This window comes from Streptomyces sp. NPDC040589, assembly GCF_055594445.1.
This window is the reverse complement of the sequence record NZ_JBVIWP010000001.1, coordinates 200,852-219,456: the sequence shown is the minus strand read 5'-3', so window position 1 is coordinate 219,456 and position 18,605 is coordinate 200,852. Positions and strand designations below refer to the sequence as shown.

Sequence of the window (18,605 nt, the reverse complement as noted above, 5' to 3'; positions counted from 1 at the left end):
ATGGGCATGACTCCCCAGCGTCGTGGATTCCCCCGCCGAACGGCCAAGGCAGCCACCACCCTGTTCCGCCCCCGCCGTCGGGCCCTGCTGCTCGCGGCCGCGGCGCTGGCGGCGACCGGCGGCGCGAGGCCGACGCCCCGCCGCACGGATGCCTCCGAAGCCGAGGACCCCTACGAAACCCTGCGCCGGCGCTGGCTCGGCATCGCCCTAGGCGACGGCTACGACCCGGCCGCGGAGCCGTACGCCTCCCGGCTCGCCGAGACCGGTGAACTCGCCCGCGGCCTGCGCGCCTCCATGGCCCCGGCGGCGAACTCCCTCTGGCCCGGGCACCCCTTCGACCCGCCGGCCGGCATCACCCTCAGCTACGGCCGCCTGTGGACCATGACCCAGGCCTACGTCCAGCAGGGCACCGGCTCGACCGCCGACCCGGACCTCCTCACCGACGTCCTGCGCGGCCTCGACCACCTCTCCGCGACCGTCTACAACCCCGCCACCACCCGCTACGGCAACTGGTGGGAATGGCAGATCGGCAGCCCCCTCCTGCTCACCGACATCACGGCCGCCCTGTACGAGGAACTGGGGGAGGCCCGCGTCAGCGCCGCCTGCGCCGCCATCGACCACTTCGTCCCCGACTCCGCCCTCGGCGACTACACCGGCACCTCCACCGGCGCCAACCGCGTCGACCTGTGCCGCTCCGTCGCCCTGCGCGGCATCCTCGGCCGCGACCCGGCCAAGATCGCCCTCGCCCGGGACGCGCTCTCCCCGGTCTTCCCGTACGTCACCCGGGGCGACGGTCTCTACGCCGACGGCTCCTTCGTCCAGCACACCTGGGTCGCCTACTCGGGCACCTACGGACAGGTCATGCTCGACGGCCTGGGCCGGCTCTTCGCCCTGCTCGCCGGATCCGACTGGGCGGTCACCGACCCGAACCGGCAGATCATCCTCGACAGCGTCGAGCAGGCCTACGCGCCGCTCATCCACGACGGACTGGTCATGGACAGTGTCAACGGCAGGGCCATCAGCCGCGGGTACCTCATCACCGACGACCGCAAGGTCATGCGCGGCGACCACTTCCACGGCCAGCGGCTCATCGCGGCCATCGCACTCCTCGCGGGCGCCGCGACCCCCGCGGAACGCGACCGCTGGCACGCCCGCGTCAAGGGCTGGATCGAACGGGACACGGTCACCCCGATCCTGACGGCACCCCAGTTCGGCGTCGCCGACCTGGCCCGGCTGCACGCCATCGCCGCCTCACCCGCCCCGGCCGCACCCGAACCCACCGGACACCACCTCTTCGCCGCCATGGACCGTGCCGTCCACCGCCGCCCCGGCTTCACCGTGAACATCGCCATGGCCAGCGACCGCATCGCCCACTACGAGTGCGGCAACGGCGAGAACCCACGCGGCTGGCACACCGGCGCGGGGATGGTCAGCTGGTGGTCCGGCGCGAGCGACCAGTACACGGACTGGTTCTGGCCGACGGTGGACTGGTACCGCCTGCCCGGCACCACCGTCTCCACCAAACGCCTCGCCGACCGGGAAGGCGGCGAGTGGGGCACCGCCCGCCCGGACGCGCGCTGGGTCGGCGGCACCACCGACGGCGAGTACGCCGCGCTCGGCCAGCACCTCGAAGGACTTGGCTCCACCCTCCAGGCCCGCAAGTCCTGGTTCTGCGTCGCGGACGCGGTGATCTGCCTCGGCGCCGGGATCAGCTGCGCCGACGGTGTCCCGGTGGAGACGATCGTCGACAGCCGCAACCTCGGCGAATCCGGTACCCAACGCTTCGTCAAGGGCCCGAACTGGGCCCACCTGGAGGACCACGGCGGTTGGGTCCTGCTCGGCCGTGAGCCGAAGGCGCTGCGCGAGGACCGCACCGGCTCCTGGGCCGACATCAACACCGGCAGCACCACGGAGCGCCGCACCCGCCGCTGGCAGACCCTCTGGCTCGACCACGGCACCGACCCCGAGGACGCCACGTACGCCTACGTCCTGATGCCCGGCGCGTCCCGCAACGCGGTCGCCCGCCGTGCCGTCGCCCGCCACTGGCTGTCGATCCTCGCCAACGACGCGGACCGCCAGGCGGTCACCGTGCCCTCCCTCGGCATCACGGCCGCGAACTTCTGGCAGGCCGGCACCGCGGGCCCGCTCACCGCTTCCGCCGGGGCGAGCGTGCTGACCGTCCGCCGGGACCGTACCGCTACCCTCTGTGCGAGCGAGCCGCCCCGCTCGGGCCGGCCGCTGGAGATCACCTGGGACCGCCCGGTCCGCCGGGTCGTCCGCGCGGACGAGACCGTCGAGGTGCTCTCGACCGGCCCTCGACTGAGGCTGCGCGTCACCCCGGGGGAGGTATGCGCGACGCACCGATGTGAGGTGACTCTCGGTTGAGGTCTTTGTGCGACCCCTACAAGCCGCACACCCTCTGAGCAGTCGGATTGGCTGCACTCCACCATGGTTCTGTTCAGGGGTACCAGGAAAACACGTCGGAGACTGTGAGGAGTCGACGGCCCGCTTTCCGGGGTTCGCTTCGTAAGGTCGCTACATGACCGTTTTGGATGAGGCGCCGGGTGAGCCGACCGACGCGCGCGGACGCGTGGCCGAACTGCACGAGATCCGTGCGCAGGCGGTGGCCGGACCGAGCGAGAAGGCGACCAAGGCGCAGCACGCCAAGGGCAAGCTGACCGCGAGGGAGCGCATCGAGCTGCTCCTCGACCCGGATTCCTTCCGCGAGGTCGAGCAGCTGCGCCGGCACCGGGCCACGGGCTTCGGCCTGGAGGCCAAGAAGCCGTACACCGACGGTGTGATCACCGGCTGGGGGACGGTGGAGGGGCGGACGGTCTTCGTCTACGCCCATGACTTCCGGGTCTTCGGCGGCGCGCTGGGCGAGGCCCACGCCACGAAGATCCACAAGATCATGGACATGGCCATCGCGGCCGGGGCTCCTCTGGTCTCCCTGAACGACGGCGCCGGTGCCCGTATCCAGGAGGGCGTCTCCGCCCTCGCCGGCTACGGCGGCATCTTCCAGCGCAACACCAAGGCCTCGGGCGTGATCCCGCAGATCTCGGTGATGCTCGGTCCGTGCGCGGGCGGCGCGGCGTACAGCCCCGCCCTGACGGACTTCGTGTTCATGGTCCGCGAGACCTCGCAGATGTTCATCACCGGCCCGGACGTCGTCAAGGCGGTCACCGGCGAGGAGATCACCCAGAACGGCCTGGGCGGCGCCGACGTCCACGCCGAGACCAGCGGTGTCTGCCACTTCGCGTACGACGACGAGGAGACCTGCATCGCGGAGGTCCGCTACCTCCTCTCCCTCCTCCCGCAGAACAACCGCGAGAACCCGCCCCGCGCGGAGGCCACGGACGCCGTCGACCGCCGCTCGGACGTCCTGCTGGACCTGGTCCCGGCGGACGGCAACCGGCCGTACGACATGGCCAAGGTCATCGAGGAGATCGTCGACGACGGCGACTACCTGGAGGTCCACGAGCGCTGGGCGCGGAACATCATCTGCGCGCTGGGCCGGATGGACGGCCAGGTCGTCGGCATCGTCGCCAACCAGCCGCAGGCGCTCGCCGGTGTCCTGGACATCGAGGCCTCCGAGAAGGCGGCCCGCTTCGTCCAGATGTGCGACGCCTTCAACATCCCGATCATCACTCTTCTGGACGTACCCGGGTTCCTGCCCGGCGTCGACCAGGAGCACGGTGGGATCATCCGCCACGGCGCGAAGCTGCTCTACGCCTACTGCAACGCGACCGTGCCGAGGATCTCGCTGATCCTGCGCAAGGCCTACGGAGGTGCGTACATCGTCATGGACAGCCAGTCCATCGGTGCGGACCTCACCTACGCCTGGCCGACGAACGAGATCGCCGTCATGGGTGCGGAGGGCGCGGCCAACGTCATCTTCCGCCGCCAGATCGCCGAGGCCGAGGACCCCGAGGCCATGCGGGCCCGCATGGTCAAGGAGTACAAGTCCGAGCTGATGCACCCGTACTACGCGGCGGAGCGCGGCCTGGTCGACGACGTCATCGACCCCGCCGAGACCCGCGAGGTCCTGATCAAGTCCCTCGCGATGCTCCAGACCAAGCACGCCGACCTGCCTTCCCGCAAGCACGGCAACCCTCCGCAGTAACCCCGCGGACATCTCTCTCACGGAGACTGACACCCATGGACACCCCTGACATCCGCGTCGAGAAGGGCCACGCCGAGCCCGAGGAAGTCGCCGCCATCACGGCGATCCTCCTGGCCCGCGCCGCCGCCCGCCCCACCGACCCCACCCCGACGCACCGAGGCCGCGTCAAGGCCGGCTGGCGCCGCCTGGAACGCGAGCCGGGCTTCCGAGCCCCGCACAGCTGGCGCTGACTGACAAGCCCAAGAGGCCCCTCCGATTTCGGAGGGGCCTCTTGGGCTTGGGGGCGCGGGGAACTGCGCGACAAGCCCCCACAACCCGCACCCGGCAACGCAACAGCCCCCGGCAGCCCAGAGGCCGCCAGGGGCTGTCCCACAGCAAGCAGTTAACGAAGCCGTGCCATAAGCGCGTGCTCGACCAGCGTGATCAACGCCGACTTCGCATCCGCCCGATGACGCGCGTCCGTCGTGATGATCGGCGTGTCAGGCCCGATCTGCAGAGCCTCCCGCACCTCGTCCGGGTTGTACGGCTGCTGCCCGTCGAAGCCGTTGAGGGCGATGACGAAGGGCAGGCCGCTGTTCTCGAAGTAGTCGACGGCCGGGAAGCAGTCGGCCAGCCGGCGCGTGTCCACCAGGACGATCGCGCCGATGGCGCCGCGCACCAGGTCGTCCCACATGAACCAGAAGCGGTCCTGGCCGGGTGTACCGAAGAGGTACAGGATCAGGTCCTGGTCCAGGGTGATACGGCCGAAGTCCATGGCGACCGTGGTGGTGGTCTTGTCCCCGGTGTGGGTGAGATCGTCGATGCCCGCCGAAGCGGACGTCATGACGGCCTCGGTACGCAGCGGGTTGATCTCCGAGACGGCCCCGACGAACGTGGTCTTGCCCACGCCGAAGCCACCCGCCACCACGATCTTCGCTGAGGTGGTGGAGCGGGAAGGACCGCCGCTAGAGCTTGCGAAGTCCACTGAGCACCCTTTCGAGCAGTGTCACGTCTGGCTGGCCGCCGGCGTTCTCGTCGCCGCCGGGCTGATGGATGGCGACCAGTCCCGCCTCCGCCAAGTCGGCGACGAGGATCCTGGCCACGCCGAGAGGGATCGTGAGGAGCGCCGAGATCTCGGCGACCGACTTGATTTCCCGGCAGAGGTTGCAGATCCGCTGATGCTCGGGCAACTGGCCCTGCATCTGGTGCGGCTGCGCAGTGGTGTGCACCAGCGCCTCGATGGCGAGCTGGTAGCGCGGGCGGGTCCGGCCACCGGTCATGGCGTACGGACGCACCAGCGGGTTGTTCGACGCCCCGGCGGGTGCCGGCTCGGGGGTGCGGCGCTGCGGCTGCACAGGCTGGATACGCGGGGCAGGCGGCTGGTCGTACGGCGACGGGCCGGGGCCCTGCGGCGCGTACGGCTGCCGGTGGCTCGGTGTGGAGGGGAAGTTGTAACGGTTCGGGTTCTGGGCACCGTCGTTCTGGCCCTGTGCAGGGCCGTACGACCAGTTGCCCGAAGACGAACCGCCTGGGGGTGTTGCCACTTTCTCCTCCTCCGACTGTGCCTGGCACCCATCGCTGTGGAGCCGCGTCCCGAAACTTTACGGCCACGGGACGCCAAAACGCACCGTCCGTCCGTTAGTTGAGCAGGCTCCCCTGGAGCTCCGCACGAAGGTCCGGTGTCAGGACCGTACCGGCTCGGTCGACCAGCAGTGCCATCTCGTACCCGATGAGACCGATGTCCGCCTCGGGATGTGCGAGAACCGCGAGCGACGAGCCGTCGGATACGGACATGATGAAGAGGAATCCCCGCTCCATCTCCACAACCGTCTGGTTCACAGCGCCTCCCTCGAAGATCCGGGAGGCGCCTGCCGTCAGGGACGTCAGACCGGAAGCGACGGCCGCGAGCTGGTCGGCGCGGTCGCGGGGGAAGCCTTCGGACATAGCCAGAAGGAGTCCGTCGGCGGAGACCACCACCGTGTGGGACACCCCCGGGGTGTTGTCCACGAAGTTGGTGATCAACCAGTTCAGGTTCTGTGCCGCCTGGCTCATCGGGCTCACACTAACGCTCCTGGTTGTAGGTGCTGTCAGGACCGAAGCCCTGGCCGTTCGTTTCACTGCCTGCGTTGCGTCCGCGTTCCACGCCGCGACGCAGGTTGCTCAGCCTGCCCCGGACGTCCTCCGGGGCGCGGGAGACCTGTGGGCCTCCCTGGTGGGTGCTCTCGGCGGCACCCTCGATCAGGTTGGCCTTGGGTACCCGCCTCGGCAGGCCGGAGGAGGTGACCCCGCCCGCCCTGGGCTTCCGGAGCTGCGAAGCCTGCTGCCACCGCTCGTCGTTCGCCGAGCGCCAGTCGCTGTCGCCATTGCTCTCCGGGGCGGAGGCCGGAGGCTCCTGGCCCACGTGCCGCGCGCCGCCCGTGCCGTTCGCACCGCTCGCAGTGGACCCGCGGCGGGGAAGTCCCGCGTCGGTCATCGAGGGGGCGGCGGAGTGGGCCGGTCCCGGACGGTCGAAGCCTACGCGGTCCTGCTCACTTGCGTCAGCGGCCTGCGCAGATTCCGTTTCCTGGGCCTGAGAAGGGTACTGGCTCGGGTAGCCGTTCTGGTAACCGTCCTGCTGCGGCCAGTCGTCCTGGTGACGCCGTTGCTCGAACGCGGCGAAACCGCCCTGCCCGCCCGCACCCTGCGCCGGGGGCTCCTCCTGAGCCGGCTCCGCATAGGAGGGCTCCGGGTAGCCGCCGTTCGGCGAGAAGGTGTCGTTCTGCGGCAGGCCGCCGTTGGGCGCGTAGTACTGCTGGTCGTACGCAGGGCGCTGCGGCTCCTCGTACGCCGTGTGCCGCTGCTCCTCGTACTGCGCCTGCTGGTCCTCGTACGTCGCCTGACGGTCGTACGCGGAGGGCTGCTGCTGGGGGTAGCCGGTCCGGCCCGTGTCGTAGGCCTGGCCGGTGTCGTAGCCCTGCTGCCCGTTGAACTCCTCGGGGTACCCGTGCCCCTCGTCGGGGTTCTGCGGGTTCGGCCCGGGCAGGGCGGGCTGCTCGTGGGACTGGGCCTCCAGGGCCGCCCTGCGCTCCTCGCGCATCAGGGAGCGGCCGACGGGGTCCAGCTCACGTATGTCGTCGGGGACCTCGGAGTAGCGGCTGTCGTCGAAGCCGAGCTCCGCCGCCGTGCGCATGGGCTGGCTGAAGTTCTCGCCCTGGTAGTTCTGCTCCGGGATGATCTGCGAGACGGTGAACTCGTCGCGGTCCACGTGCTGCTCGCCGCCACCACCGTGGGTGATCGCGTCGGGCAGCATGACCAGCGAGGTCGTACCGGCCTGCTCGCCCGAGGGGCGCAGCTGGACGCGGATGCCGTGCCGGTCGGACAGCCGGCCGACCACGAACAGGCCCATGCGCTGCGAGATCGCGGCGTCCACGGTCGGCGGGTTGGCCAGCTTGTGGTTGATGTCCGCGAAGTCCTCGGCGGTGAGGCCGATGCCCTTGTCGTGGATCTCGATCATGACCCGACCGTCGGGGAGACGGGTTGCGGTCACGCGAACCTTGGTCTGCGGGGAGGAGAACGTCGTGGCGTTCTCCAGCAGCTCGGCGAGCAGGTGCACGAGGTCGGTCACGGCACGGCCGTGGATCTCGGCCTCCGGGACACCGGACAGCTCGATGCGCTCGTACTGCTCCACCTCGGAGGAGGCGGCGCGCAGCACGTCGACCAGCGGCACCGGCTGGTCCCAGCGGCGGCCCGGCTCCTCGCCGGCGAGGACCAGGAGGTTCTCGCCGTTGCGGCGCATACGGGTCGCGAGGTGGTCCAGGCGGAAGAGGTTCTCCAGCTGGTCCGGGTCGGCCTCGTTGTTCTCCAGGTCGGTGATCAGGGTCAGCTGGCCCTCGATCAGCGACTGGTTGCGGCGCGACAGGTTGGTGAAGATCGCGTTGATGTTGCCCCGCAGCAGGGCCTGCTCGGCGGCGAGCCGGACGGCCTCGCGGTGGACCTGGTCGAAGGCGCGGGCGACTTCGCCGATCTCGTCGGTGGTGGTGATCGGGATGGCCTGGACACGGGTGTCGACGCGGCCGGGGTCGGTGCGCGAGAGCTGGTCGACCAGCATCGGCAGACGCTGCTCGGCGATGCCGAAGGCGGCGTTGCGCAGCTGGCGCATCGAGCGGCTCATCTGGCGTGCCACCGCGCCGGCCAGGATGAAGGCGAGGAGCAGGGCGACCACGACGGCGGCACCGGTGATGTAGGCGTCACGCTGGGCGTCGTCGGCGATGTCGGAGGCTTCGCTCACGGCCTTGTCGGCCATGTCCGCCTCGATCTTCTCGTACGCGTTGAACTTGAGCGTGTTGACCGCCCACCAGTTCTCGGCGGTGACGCCCTTCTCGCCGAGTGCGGCACGGGCGCTCGGGTCGGTGCTCGGGAGCGTCGCGACGGCCGAGACCATCGTCGTCGGGTTGGCCGGCGGCGGGACGTAGTCCGGGTTCTTGGCCTTGGCCTCCCGGGCCATCGCGGCGCCGTCGGTCTTCATCTTGGCCTCGGCGGTCGTGAGCTTGGCCGCGTCCTCCTCCGTACCGCCGCCGATGTACTCCTCGATAGCGATGCGCTCGAGGTACGCGTACGAGGACAGGGCGATGCGCTGGCTGGCCAGGTTGCCGTCGTCCGGGCCCGGCTTGACCAGGATGTGCATGCCGATCGAGCGCTGCAGCGACAGGGCCGCCTTGGTGAGCTCGATGGCGTACACGGTCCGGCCGTAGCTGGTGATGTTTCCGGTGCCCAGGCCCAGCTCGTTGGCGAACTCCGTCAGCGGGTGGGCGACCTCGACGTAGCCCTCCTCGGTCTGCACACCCTTGAGCTTGGAGGTGTACGCGACCTGGCGCAGGGTCTGCAGCTTCGGCTCCGCCTTGCGGAACAGCTTCAGACGGCGCTCGAGGCCGGGCTTGGCCGGCATGCTCTGGGCCGCCGTGTCGAAGGCGTCGGCGGCCTCGTCGGTGGCCTTGCGGACCTGGGTGACGGTCGCCTTGTCCTGGGCCGTCTGGGCGCTGCCCTTCAGCAGGGGCGCCGCCGAGGTGTCGCGCTCGTTGTAGAGGGCGTTGGCGTACAGCAGGGAGGCCCGCACCAGGCGCGCGGTGTTCTGCGCGTCCTCGGCCTCCTGCCAGGTGTCGATCGAGCTCTTCACCTGGAAGCCGCCCATGACGAGGCCGACCAGCACGGGTATGAGCAGGATCGCGTTGAGCCTGGTCGCCACGCGCCAGTTGCGCGGGGAGAGACGGCCGCTGCTCTCGGCAGGCGTGGCCGTCGGCTCCGAACCGGGCACGGGGGCGGGCGCCGCTGTGCGCGGCGGCGGGGTGAAGTTGCCCCGGGCCGACGGCTCGGGACTGTTCTTGCTTCGCCTCACTCGACCAACAACCTCTCGGCGGTCGGCACCAACGTTGTGCCGCAGTGTCTCAGAGCCCAACACGCCATCGACGGACGAGTGCGTCATTGACTATTGGGCAGTTCAGGCATTCCAGCACGACGACCTGCGCTCTTCCAAACAGTCCGGGGCGTGGATTCGGAGTGATGTAAGCCCCAGATAAAACGGTCATAAAGAGCGAGCCCCGCCAAAAGGCGGGGCGATTGTGCGCGCAGCGAGACCGGATGTGCGCGACGCGTGGCCGTACCACCCGATTCCTCTGCCGAAACGTTATGAACACCTTGGCCGACCGTGTCAAAGGACACAGTCGGCTCCGGTGCATCTACGACAACTGCCGTATGGCGCTCTCGAATTGGGTGCTACCTCAGCCGTGCCATCAAAGCGTGCTCGACCAGCGTGATCAGGGCACTCTTCGCATCGGCCCGGTGGCGGGCGTCTGTCGTGATGATCGGGGTGTCCGGCCCGATCTGCAGCGCCTCGCGCACCTCCTCGGGCTGGTAGGGCTGCTGGCCGTCGAAGCCGTTCAGCGCGACGACGAAGGGCAGGCCGCTGTTCTCGAAGTAGTCGACGGCCGGGAAGCAGTCGGCCAGCCGGCGCGTGTCCACCAGGACTACCGCGCCGATGGCGCCGCGCACCAGGTCGTCCCACATGAACCAGAAGCGGTCCTGGCCCGGCGTACCGAACAGGTACAGGATCAGGTCCTGGTCCAGGGTGATACGGCCGAAGTCCATGGCCACCGTGGTGGTGGTCTTGTCCCCGGTGTGGGTCAGGTCGTCGATCCCCGCGCTGGCGGAGGTCATCACGGCCTCCGTGCGCAGCGGGTTGATCTCCGAGACGGCACCGACGAACGTGGTCTTGCCCACGCCGAAGCCGCCCGCCACCACGATCTTCGCGGACGTGGTGGAACGACCCGCGTCAGAGCTTGCGAAGTCCACTGAGCACCCTTTCGAGCAGTGTCACGTCCGGCGCACCGGTGGCGTCGTCGCCGCCCGGCTGGTGGATCGCGACGAGACCGGCCTCCGCGAGGTCCGCGACGAGGATCCTGGCCACACCCAGCGGCATGTTGAGCAGCGCCGAGACCTCGGCGACCGACTTCACCTCACGGCACAGGTGGCAGATGCGCTGGTGTTCCGGCAGCAGCCCCATGAGTGCCGCGGGGTCCGCGGTCGTGCTGATCAGAGCCTCGATGGCCAGCTGGTAGCGCGGCCGCGTCCGGCCGCCGGTCATGGCGTAAGGCCGTACCAGCGGCTGGTCGCCCTCATCCTCGTACGGCTCCGCGTACGGATCATGAGAGGCGGGGGGCGGGGTCATGGGTCCTCCGGGCGGGACAGCAAGTCGGTCAGTCGAGCCGTCTGACGGGGCCTGTGTGGGGTCTGTGGCGGCCGGACGGTGATGTGGTGAGACGGGTGGTGCCGGGGCCGATCAGTGGAGCAGACTCCCTTGGAGCTCAGCTCGCAGGTCGGGGGTGAGGACCGCGCCCGCGCGGTCGACCAGGAGCGCCATCTCGTAGCCGACGAGGCCGATGTCGCAATCGGGGTGTGCCAGGACGGCCAGCGACGAGCCGTCCGAGACGGACATCAGGAACAGGAACCCCCGCTCCATCTCCACGACCGTCTGCGCGACGTCGCCGCCCTCGAAGATCCGGGAGGCGCCTGCCGTCAGGGACGTCAGGCCCGAGGCGACGGCCGCGAGCTGGTCCGCGCGGTCGCGCGGAAAGCCCTCCGACATCGCCAGGAGGAGACCGTCGGCGGACACGACGACGGTGTGGGACACCCCGGGGGTGTTGTCCACGAAGTTGGTGATCAACCAGTTGAGGTTCTGTGCCGCCTGGCTCATCGGACTCAACTAACGCTCCTGCTGGTGAGAGGGTCGAGGGAAGCTGCCGGTCTGGGTGGACCCGGCCTGACGACCCTGTGCGATACCGCGACGGAGATTGGTCAGCCGGCCCCGGACGTCATCGGGCGCCCGGGAGATCTGCGGACCGCTCTGCTGCTGCGGTTGTTGCTGCGCCGTGCCCGCGACGAGGTTCGCGCGGGGTACCCGGCGAGGCAGGCCGGAGGTGGTGACACCGCCGGCGGCCGGCTGGCGGACGCGCTCGGCCTGGCGGCCGAGATCGTCGTTCGGCGAGCTGCGCCAGCCGGCGGGTGCGGACGACCGCTGCGGACCGGTGGGTCCCTGCGGTTGCTGCGGAGCCGAGCCGTTGTTCTGCGGCTGCTGGGACTGCTGCTCCTGCTGGCCGTTCTGGCCGTGGAACCAGTTGGTCTCGAGTGTGTCGTACAGCGGCGTACGCCCGTCGCCCGGACCGGACGCCGGCGGCAGGGCCTCGGGCTCCTGCCGGGCGGGCCGGGCCTGCGGGGCGGGCGGCCGCGGTGCGCCGAAGTCGGACCCGCCCCGGCCGCCGTTGACCTGCGGCCGCTCGTACTGGCCCGTGCCCCCGGGGTCGGCCGGGGTGGCCGGACCCGGAAGGGTGGGCCGGCCGGAGCCGTTGTCCTGGCGGGGCGCCGGGTACTGGCCGGTGCTGCCGTTGTCCTGGTGGGGTGCCGGGTATTGGCCGGTGCTGCCGTTGTCCTGGCGGAGTGCCGGGTACTGGCCGTTCGACCCGTTGTCCTGGCGCGGCGCGGGGTACTGGCCCGTGGAGCCGTCGTCGTAGGACTGCGGGGCCTGCGGGGCCGGGTACTGGCCCGTCGTCGAGGACGGGTCGCGGCGGCCCGCCGGGGAGCCGAAGACGTCCGGGCGGACGAACTGACCCGGGTCCTGCGATCCGTTCGTGCCGGAGGCGTACTGGTCCGAGTGCTGGGGGCCGCCCATGCCGAAGTCGGCCGGCGAGCCGGGGCCCTGCCGGTCGTCGTCACGCGGCACGGCCGGGATCTCCGCCGTCGCGCCCGGGCCCTGGCGGTCGTCGATCCGAGGCATCTGAGACGTACGGGAGACGTCCGAGTCCTCGTGACCACGCGGGGCGTCCAGCGAGGCACGCGGCACCGGCGGCTGGGCGTTCTCGTCGCTCCAGCTCGGCACGCGCGGCTGCGGGTCGCCACCGGGCAGCTCGGCCCGCGGACCGCCGCGCGGCGGCAGCTGCGGCCGATGGCCCTGGCCCTGCTCGGCGTTGCCGCCCGGGCGCTGCTGGCCACGGCCGCCGCCGAAGGCGTCCTGGCCCTGCGGCCCGTTCGTGCCCGCGGCCTGCAGGCCCTGCGGGGCACCCGGGGCCTGCCCGTACCCGGCACCGGCCGGAGCCGGACGGCCCTGCGGGGGCGCGGGGGGAGCACCCTGGTCGAACAAGGACGGGGACTTCTCGGGACCCTGAGGTCCGCGTGCTCCGCCCGGCGCTCCCGGACGGCCACCGTCCGCGTCCCGCCCGGGCAGCGCGGCCCGCGGGCTCTGGCCCGGACCGAGCCGGCCCCCGCCGGACGCGCCGGCGCCGAAGGCACCGCCACCGGAGGGACCCGCCCCGAGCGCGCCGCCGCCCTGGCCGGCACCGGCGCCACGCCGGGCCGCGGCCACACCGGCGGCGGCCTGCGCGGCGGCCGGACCGCCACCGCCGAGCGGCGGCTGGCCGGGCTGCTTGGGCTGGGGCTTCCTGCCGCCCTGGGCGACATCGACGGGCAGCATGACCAGCGCGGTCGTACCACCGGAGTCGGACGGGCGCAGCTGGATGCGGATGCCGTGTCGCTGGGACAGACGGCCGACCACGAACAGACCCATGCGGCGGGAGACGGAGACGTCCACCGTCGGGGGAGAGGCGAGCCGCTCGTTGATCGCGGCCAGGTCCTCCGGCGACAGACCGATACCGGTGTCGTGGATCTCGATCAGCACACGGCCGTCGGGCAGCGCGTGACCGGTGACCTTGACCTTGGTCTGCGGCGAGGAGAACGAGGTCGCGTTCTCCAGCAGCTCGGCGAGCAGGTGCACGAGGTCGTTGACGACCCGGCCGGCCACTTCGGTGGTCGGTACGGAGGCCAGCTCGATGCGCTCGTACTGCTCCACCTCGGAGGCGGCGGCGCGGAGCACGTCGACCAGCGGGACCGGGCGGGTCCAGCGGCGGCCGGGCTCCTCACCGGCGAGGACGAGGAGGTTCTCACCGTTACGGCGCATGCGGGTGGCGAGGTGGTCGAGCTTGAAGAGGGAGGACAGCTGGTCCGGGTCGGCCTCGCGGGACTCCAGTTCGGAGATGAGCGACAGCTGACGCTGGATGAGGCCCTGGGAGCGGCGCGAGAGGTTGGTGAACATCGCGTTGACGTTGCCCCGCAGCAGGGCCTGCTCGGCGGCGAGGCGGACCGCCTCGCGGTGCACGTCGTCGAAGGCCGCGGCCACCCGGCCGATCTCGTCCCGGGAGTGCACGCCGACCGACTCCACGGACGTGTCGACGTCCTGCGGGTCGGACTCGGACAGCTGCTTGACCAGCTCGGGCAGCCGGTCGGAGGCGACCTTGGTCGCGGTCTCCTCCAGGCGGCGCAGCGAGCGGATCATGGAGCGGGCCACGACGAAGGCGCCGACCAGTGACACACCGAGCACGATCAGGATCAGCGCACCGGAGATGATCGCGTCGCGCTCGGTGGCGCTGCGCAGCTCGCGGGCCTTCTGTTCCATCTCCTCGAGCAGCGTGTGCTCGATGTTCTTCATCTGCTGGATCTTGGTCGAGCTGTCGTCCAGCCAGTCGCGGTAGGACCGCTTGTCCTGCTGGGCGAGACCGCTCGCGGAGACCAGGGCACGGCCCGCGTAGGTGTCGGTTGCCTTGATCGTCGAGTTGCCGCCGTCCTCGATCGGCTGCAGCAGCTCGGCGGCGGCGTCCTCGCCGTAGATGCTCTTGAAGCTGCGGATCTCGGACTTCTGGCTCTCCAGGGACGACTCGGCGTAGAGCCGGTCGTTCGGCGAGAGCTTGCCGGTCGTGGTGTTGCTCGCGGGCAGCGCCGCCGCGAGGGCCGCGCGCTGGATCGAGGAGTACTCCTTGGCGGAGGAGAAGGCCGCCAGGGCGCGGGTGCGCTGGATCATGTCCGGGTTGCTGGTCGCCTCGGCCATGTCCTGGGAGAGGTCGACCAGGTTCTCGATCAGACGGTGGTACGCCTCGATCGTCTGCGTGGAGTTGCCCTCGGAGGCGTAGGCGCTCTTGCGGATCTGCGCCAGGTCGCCCAGCTCGCCGGCGAGCTGGATGAGGTACTCGCGGACGCCCTTGAGGTTGCCTTCCTTGCTGGCGCTGTCGATCTCCTCGGAACTGTCGAGGAAGTTCTTCATCGCCCGGTCGGTCTTCTCACGCAGACCCTTGACCGTGAAGTCGGTCGCCTTGCCGCCGTGCGCGAGCGGGCCGGCCGACTGGTCGCGCTCCTCCTGGAGCGCGGCCGACAGCTCGGTGGCCTGCTTGGTCATGTCCGTCAGCAGCTTCATGTTGTCGAGCTGCTGGATGTCGTCCATGGACTGGTTGATACGCAGCGCGCCCAGCGAGGTGGCCGCGACCACCGGGAGGGCGAGCAGCGAGACCAGCCGGGTGGAGATGCGCCAGTTGCGCAGGGCTATTCGCGGGCCGGGGCCGGTGGGTCCCGTCGGCGGCTTCAGCGCCGGGGACGGGCTCGCGGCCCCCGAGGGGGCCGATGTACCGGACCGCCCGGAGCGCTCGCCGCCGTCGCCGGCCGAGCCCGGGTTCTGGGCGTGCTGGGGCGCGGGGCCACCCTTCATGGGGCCAGTCCCGCCGTGCGGCTCCGGCTCCGCCGAAGCGCTGCCATCCCTCTTGAAACGTCCCTGCACTAGCGTCGCAACCTCTGGACCAGGCACCCCGTCGCGTGAGCGGCGGGGCACGGTGTCGGCGTTCTGGGGACGCCCTGAGTACGCCCCGTGGTGGTCGTGGGTGACCGGCGCTGGTTCCCCCTTCTCGCCGCCACTCGGCGCGTCTGTGCGCCCCCTGTGCGCCGGCTCGATCCTGCGGCGGTCCGAGAGATTCCAGCACAGCACAGGATCTCCAACAAGGCCCGTAGGCCAGGCCGTGACGTAGGTGACACCACGTGAGGGCCGGATCACCGGACGTAGAAAGTGAGTTCGTCCATTTCGGACGTAATCCCGCGAGTCGCCCATCCGTGACGGGTGTCCCAGTCGCCATGATCAGGAGCGGAATGATGGCTTCAGTGGGTCAATGTCCGTTTCGTGGGGGTGGGGCATGGGTCCCGATTGACCGATTCGCCCTCTGATTCGTGAGAAAACTCACATGCTGATCATGGTCCCTCCGCGATTGCGCCGGGAATCCCATGTTTAGCCTGACGCTTTACAGAGATGGCAAAACCGACAACCCGCGCCCGGCGCGAGGTCCATGGACCCGCCCGGCGCCGTCACAGGACAGGGTGCAAGTAAACAGTGAAGACGACGACGATGTTCCACAAGATCGCCAACCCGCGACGCACGACGCTGGCTCACTTGGACGACGCCGACGAACTGCAGACGCCGGAGCAGCCGGAGCACCGCGCCGAACTCCCCGCCCAGACCGCCAACCCCAAGCGCACCATCCTCACCGAGGTCCCCGTCGCGGCCGCCGCGGCCGCGGTGTGACACCAGGTAGTACGCGCACCGGCCGCCGACTGCTCAAGGCGGCGGGACACGAACATCGAGGGCGCCCTCCGACGACGGGGGCGCCCTTCATCATGAGCACGGCGCGGACACCTGCCCGCGTTAGCCTGGAGCGTCAGACTCCAGCCGCTTCAGTCAAGGGGCCAAGCATCCCGTGCGCATCGCCAGATTCTCCATCGACGGGAACGTCGCCTTCGGCGCCATCGAGGGCGAAAAGCAGGACGAGCTCGTCCTGGACATCATCAAGGGCATCCCGTTCGCGGACTTCGAACTCTCCGGTACGAAGGTGCCGGTGAGCAAGGTCAGGCTGCTGCCGCCGGTGCTCCCCAACAAGGTCGTGGCCTTCGGCCGCAACTACGCCGAGCACGCCAGGGAACTCGGCAACGAGGTCCCCGACGCCCCCTTCGCCTTCTTCAAGCCCTCCACCTCGGTGATCGGCCCCGGCGACGACATCCAGTACCCCTCCTTCTCCGAGGAGGTGCACCACGAGGCCGAGCTGGCCGTGGTCATCGGCCGGATGTGCCGCGAGGTCCCGCGCGAGCGCGTCCGGGATGTGATCTTCGGCTACACCTGCGCCAACGACATCACCGCCCGCGACGTCCAGCGGCGCGAGAAGCAGTGGGCCCGTGCCAAGGGCTTCGACTCCTCCTGCCCGCTCGGCCCCTGGGTGGAGACGGACCTGGACCCGGCCGACCTCACCATCCAGCTCACGGTCAACGGCCAGCAGCGCCAGCTGGGCCGTACGAGCGAGATGATCCACTCCATCGAGGACCTGATCGTCAACATCTCCGAGGCCATGACGCTGCTCCCCGGCGACGTGATCCTCACGGGCACCCCGGCTGGGGTCGGCCCCCTGAACGTCGGCGACGAGGTCGCCGTCACCATCGAAGGCATCGGCACTCTCACCAACAAGGTTGTCAAGCGTGGCTAGCGCACCCGGCACTCCCGTACGCGTCCGTTTCTGTCCGTCGCCCACCGGTAACCCGCACGTGGGCCTGGTGCGCACCGCCCTGTTCAACTGGGCGTTCGCCAAGCACCACCAGGGCACTCTGGTCTTCCGCATCGAGGACACCGACGCGGCCCGCGACTCCGAGGAGTCGTACACCCAGCTGCTCGACTCGATGCGCTGGCTGGGCTTCGACTGGGACGAGGGCCCCGAGGTCGGCGGCCCGCACGCGCCGTACCGCCAGTCGCAGCGCATGGACCTGTACAAGGACGTCGCGGCCAAGCTCCTCGACGCCGGCCACGCCTACCGCTGCTACTGCTCCCAGGACGAGCTGGACACCCGCCGCGAGGCCGCCCGCGCCGCCGGCAAGCCCTCCGGCTACGACGGCCACTGCCGCGAGCTGACCGACGCCCAGGTCGAGGAGTACAAGGCCCAGGGCCGGGAACCGATCGTCCGCTTCCGGATGCCCGACGAGACCATCACCTTCACGGACCTGGTCCGCGGCGAGCTGACCTTCACCCCGGAGAACGTCCCGGACTACGGCATCGTCCGCGCCAACGGCGCCCCGCTCTACACGCTGGTCAACCCGGTCGACGACGCCCTGATGGAGATCACCCACGTCCTGCGCGGCGAGGACCTGCTCTCCTCCACGCCGCGCCAGATCGCCCTGTACAAGGCGCTGACCGAGCTGGGCATCGCCAAGGAGATCCCGTCCTTCGGCCACCTGCCCTACGTCATGGGCGAGGGCAACAAGAAGCTCTCCAAGCGCGACCCGCAGTCGTCCCTCAACCTCTACCGGGAGCGCGGCTTCCTCCCCGAGGGCCTGCTCAACTACCTCTCCCTGCTCGGCTGGTCCCTCTCGGCCGACCAGGACGTCTTCTCGATCGACGAGATGATCGCGGCGTTCGAGATCTCCGACGTGAACCCCAACCCGGCCCGCTTCGACCTGAAGAAGTGCGAGGCCATCAACAGCGATCACATCCGCCTGCTGGACGTGAAGGACTTCACGGAGCGCTGCGCCCCGTGGCTCCGGGCCCCGTTCGCCCCCTGGGCCCCGGAGGCCTTCGACGAGGCGAAGTGGCAGGCCATCGCGCCGCACGCGCAGACCCGCCTCAAGGTGCTCTCCGAGATCACCGACAACGTCGACTTCCTGTTCCTGCCGGAGCCGGTGGTGGACGAGGCCAGCTGGACCAAGGCCATGAAGGAAGGCTCGGACGCCCTCCTGCGCACCGCCCGCGAGAAGCTGGAGGCCGCCGACTGGACCTCCGCCGAGTCGCTGAAGGAGGCCGTCCTGGCCGCCGGTGAGGCCCACGGCCTCAAGCTCGGCAAGGCCCAGGCCCCCGTCCGTGTCGCCGTCACCGGCCGCACCGTCGGCCTGCCGCTGTTCGAGTCCCTGGAGGTCCTGGGCAAGGAGCAGACCCTGGCCCGGATCGACGCGGCGCTGGCGAAGCTGGCCGCGTAACGCACCACCCACCACGAGGGCGGCGTCCGCTTCGGACGCCGCCCTCGTCGTGTCCGCCCAGCCGTCACCCGGAGTTCACCCTTCCGGCCAACTCCTGTCTCCTGCGGGGACGTTGGATGCCCCCTGTGCACACGGTGTGCGTGTGCGCCCTGGTACCGGGGGA

14 protein-coding genes are annotated in these 18,605 nt (G+C 70.4%); 6 read left to right on the top strand and 8 right to left on the bottom strand.

Translation table 11 applies throughout. The annotated features are described in order from the left end of the window. Positions 1–6: 6 nt before the first annotated feature. The 3 genes from ACZ58V_RS00945 (at position 7) to ACZ58V_RS00935 (ending at position 4,353) form a co-directional block, all read left to right on the top strand. Positions 7–2,385 (top strand): polysaccharide lyase 8 family protein, encoded by a 2,379-nt coding sequence (locus ACZ58V_RS00945; protein ID WP_471287749.1) that lies wholly within the window; start codon positions 7–9, stop codon positions 2,383–2,385. A 154-nt stretch (positions 2,386–2,539) separates the two neighbouring features. Continuing rightward, positions 2,540–4,123, top strand: a complete 1,584-nt coding sequence (locus tag ACZ58V_RS00940; RefSeq protein WP_382496998.1) for an acyl-CoA carboxylase subunit beta — start codon at positions 2,540–2,542, stop codon at positions 4,121–4,123. Positions 4,124–4,158: 35 nt separating this feature from the next. Beyond that, on the top strand, positions 4,159–4,353 hold the full coding sequence (locus ACZ58V_RS00935) for an acyl-CoA carboxylase subunit epsilon (protein WP_020271460.1): 195 nt from the start codon (positions 4,159–4,161) through the stop codon (positions 4,351–4,353). Between the two features lie 152 nt (positions 4,354–4,505). Here ACZ58V_RS00935 and ACZ58V_RS00930 read toward each other — a convergent pair whose 3' ends face one another. The 8 genes from ACZ58V_RS00930 to ACZ58V_RS00895 form a co-directional block, all read right to left on the bottom strand. Continuing rightward, the gene (locus ACZ58V_RS00930; protein ID WP_009314218.1) at positions 4,506–5,087 is read right to left on the bottom strand and encodes a GTP-binding protein; all 582 of its coding nucleotides are present in this window, start codon (positions 5,085–5,087) and stop codon (positions 4,506–4,508) included. After that, positions 5,068–5,646, bottom strand: coding sequence for a DUF742 domain-containing protein (locus ACZ58V_RS00925; RefSeq protein ID WP_184598587.1), 579 nt, complete (start codon positions 5,644–5,646; stop codon positions 5,068–5,070). Before ACZ58V_RS00925 ends, ACZ58V_RS00930 begins: the two co-directional genes overlap by 20 nt. Positions 5,647–5,740: 94 nt before the next feature. Beyond that, positions 5,741–6,154, bottom strand: coding sequence for a roadblock/LC7 domain-containing protein (locus ACZ58V_RS00920; RefSeq protein WP_003993185.1), 414 nt, complete (start codon positions 6,152–6,154; stop codon positions 5,741–5,743). A gap of 10 nt (positions 6,155–6,164) precedes the next feature. After that, entirely contained in the window at positions 6,165–9,473 is a 3,309-nt protein-coding gene (locus ACZ58V_RS00915; protein WP_471287748.1) for a nitrate- and nitrite sensing domain-containing protein, read from the bottom strand. Between the two features lie 377 nt (positions 9,474–9,850). Next, entirely contained in the window at positions 9,851–10,426 is a 576-nt protein-coding gene (locus ACZ58V_RS00910) for a GTP-binding protein (RefSeq protein WP_104781463.1), read from the bottom strand. Then, on the bottom strand, positions 10,407–10,802 hold the full coding sequence (locus ACZ58V_RS00905; RefSeq protein WP_053668780.1) for a DUF742 domain-containing protein: 396 nt from the start codon (positions 10,800–10,802) through the stop codon (positions 10,407–10,409). Before ACZ58V_RS00905 ends, ACZ58V_RS00910 begins: the two co-directional genes overlap by 20 nt. A gap of 111 nt (positions 10,803–10,913) precedes the next feature. Beyond that, positions 10,914–11,327, bottom strand: a complete 414-nt coding sequence (locus tag ACZ58V_RS00900) for a roadblock/LC7 domain-containing protein (protein ID WP_030667329.1) — start codon at positions 11,325–11,327, stop codon at positions 10,914–10,916. 9 nt (positions 11,328–11,336) lie between these two features. Next, on the bottom strand, positions 11,337–15,224 hold the full coding sequence (locus tag ACZ58V_RS00895; RefSeq protein ID WP_468194959.1) for a sensor histidine kinase: 3,888 nt from the start codon (positions 15,222–15,224) through the stop codon (positions 11,337–11,339). 600 nt (positions 15,225–15,824) lie between these two features. Between ACZ58V_RS00895 and ACZ58V_RS00890 the strand changes: the two genes are divergently transcribed. The 3 genes from ACZ58V_RS00890 (at position 15,825) to gltX (ending at position 18,442) form a co-directional block, all read left to right on the top strand. After that, positions 15,825–16,016, top strand: a complete 192-nt coding sequence (locus tag ACZ58V_RS00890; RefSeq protein WP_468195328.1) for a hypothetical protein — start codon at positions 15,825–15,827, stop codon at positions 16,014–16,016. Between the two features lie 172 nt (positions 16,017–16,188). Then, positions 16,189–16,965 carry a fumarylacetoacetate hydrolase family protein gene (locus tag ACZ58V_RS00885; RefSeq protein WP_189727922.1) on the top strand — a complete coding sequence of 259 codons (777 nt, stop codon included), beginning with the start codon at positions 16,189–16,191 and terminating at the stop codon, positions 16,963–16,965. After that, positions 16,958–18,442, top strand: a complete 1,485-nt coding sequence (gene gltX, locus ACZ58V_RS00880) for a glutamate--tRNA ligase (protein ID WP_468194961.1) — start codon at positions 16,958–16,960, stop codon at positions 18,440–18,442. Before ACZ58V_RS00885 ends, gltX begins: the two co-directional genes overlap by 8 nt. Positions 18,443–18,605 lie beyond the last annotated feature (163 nt).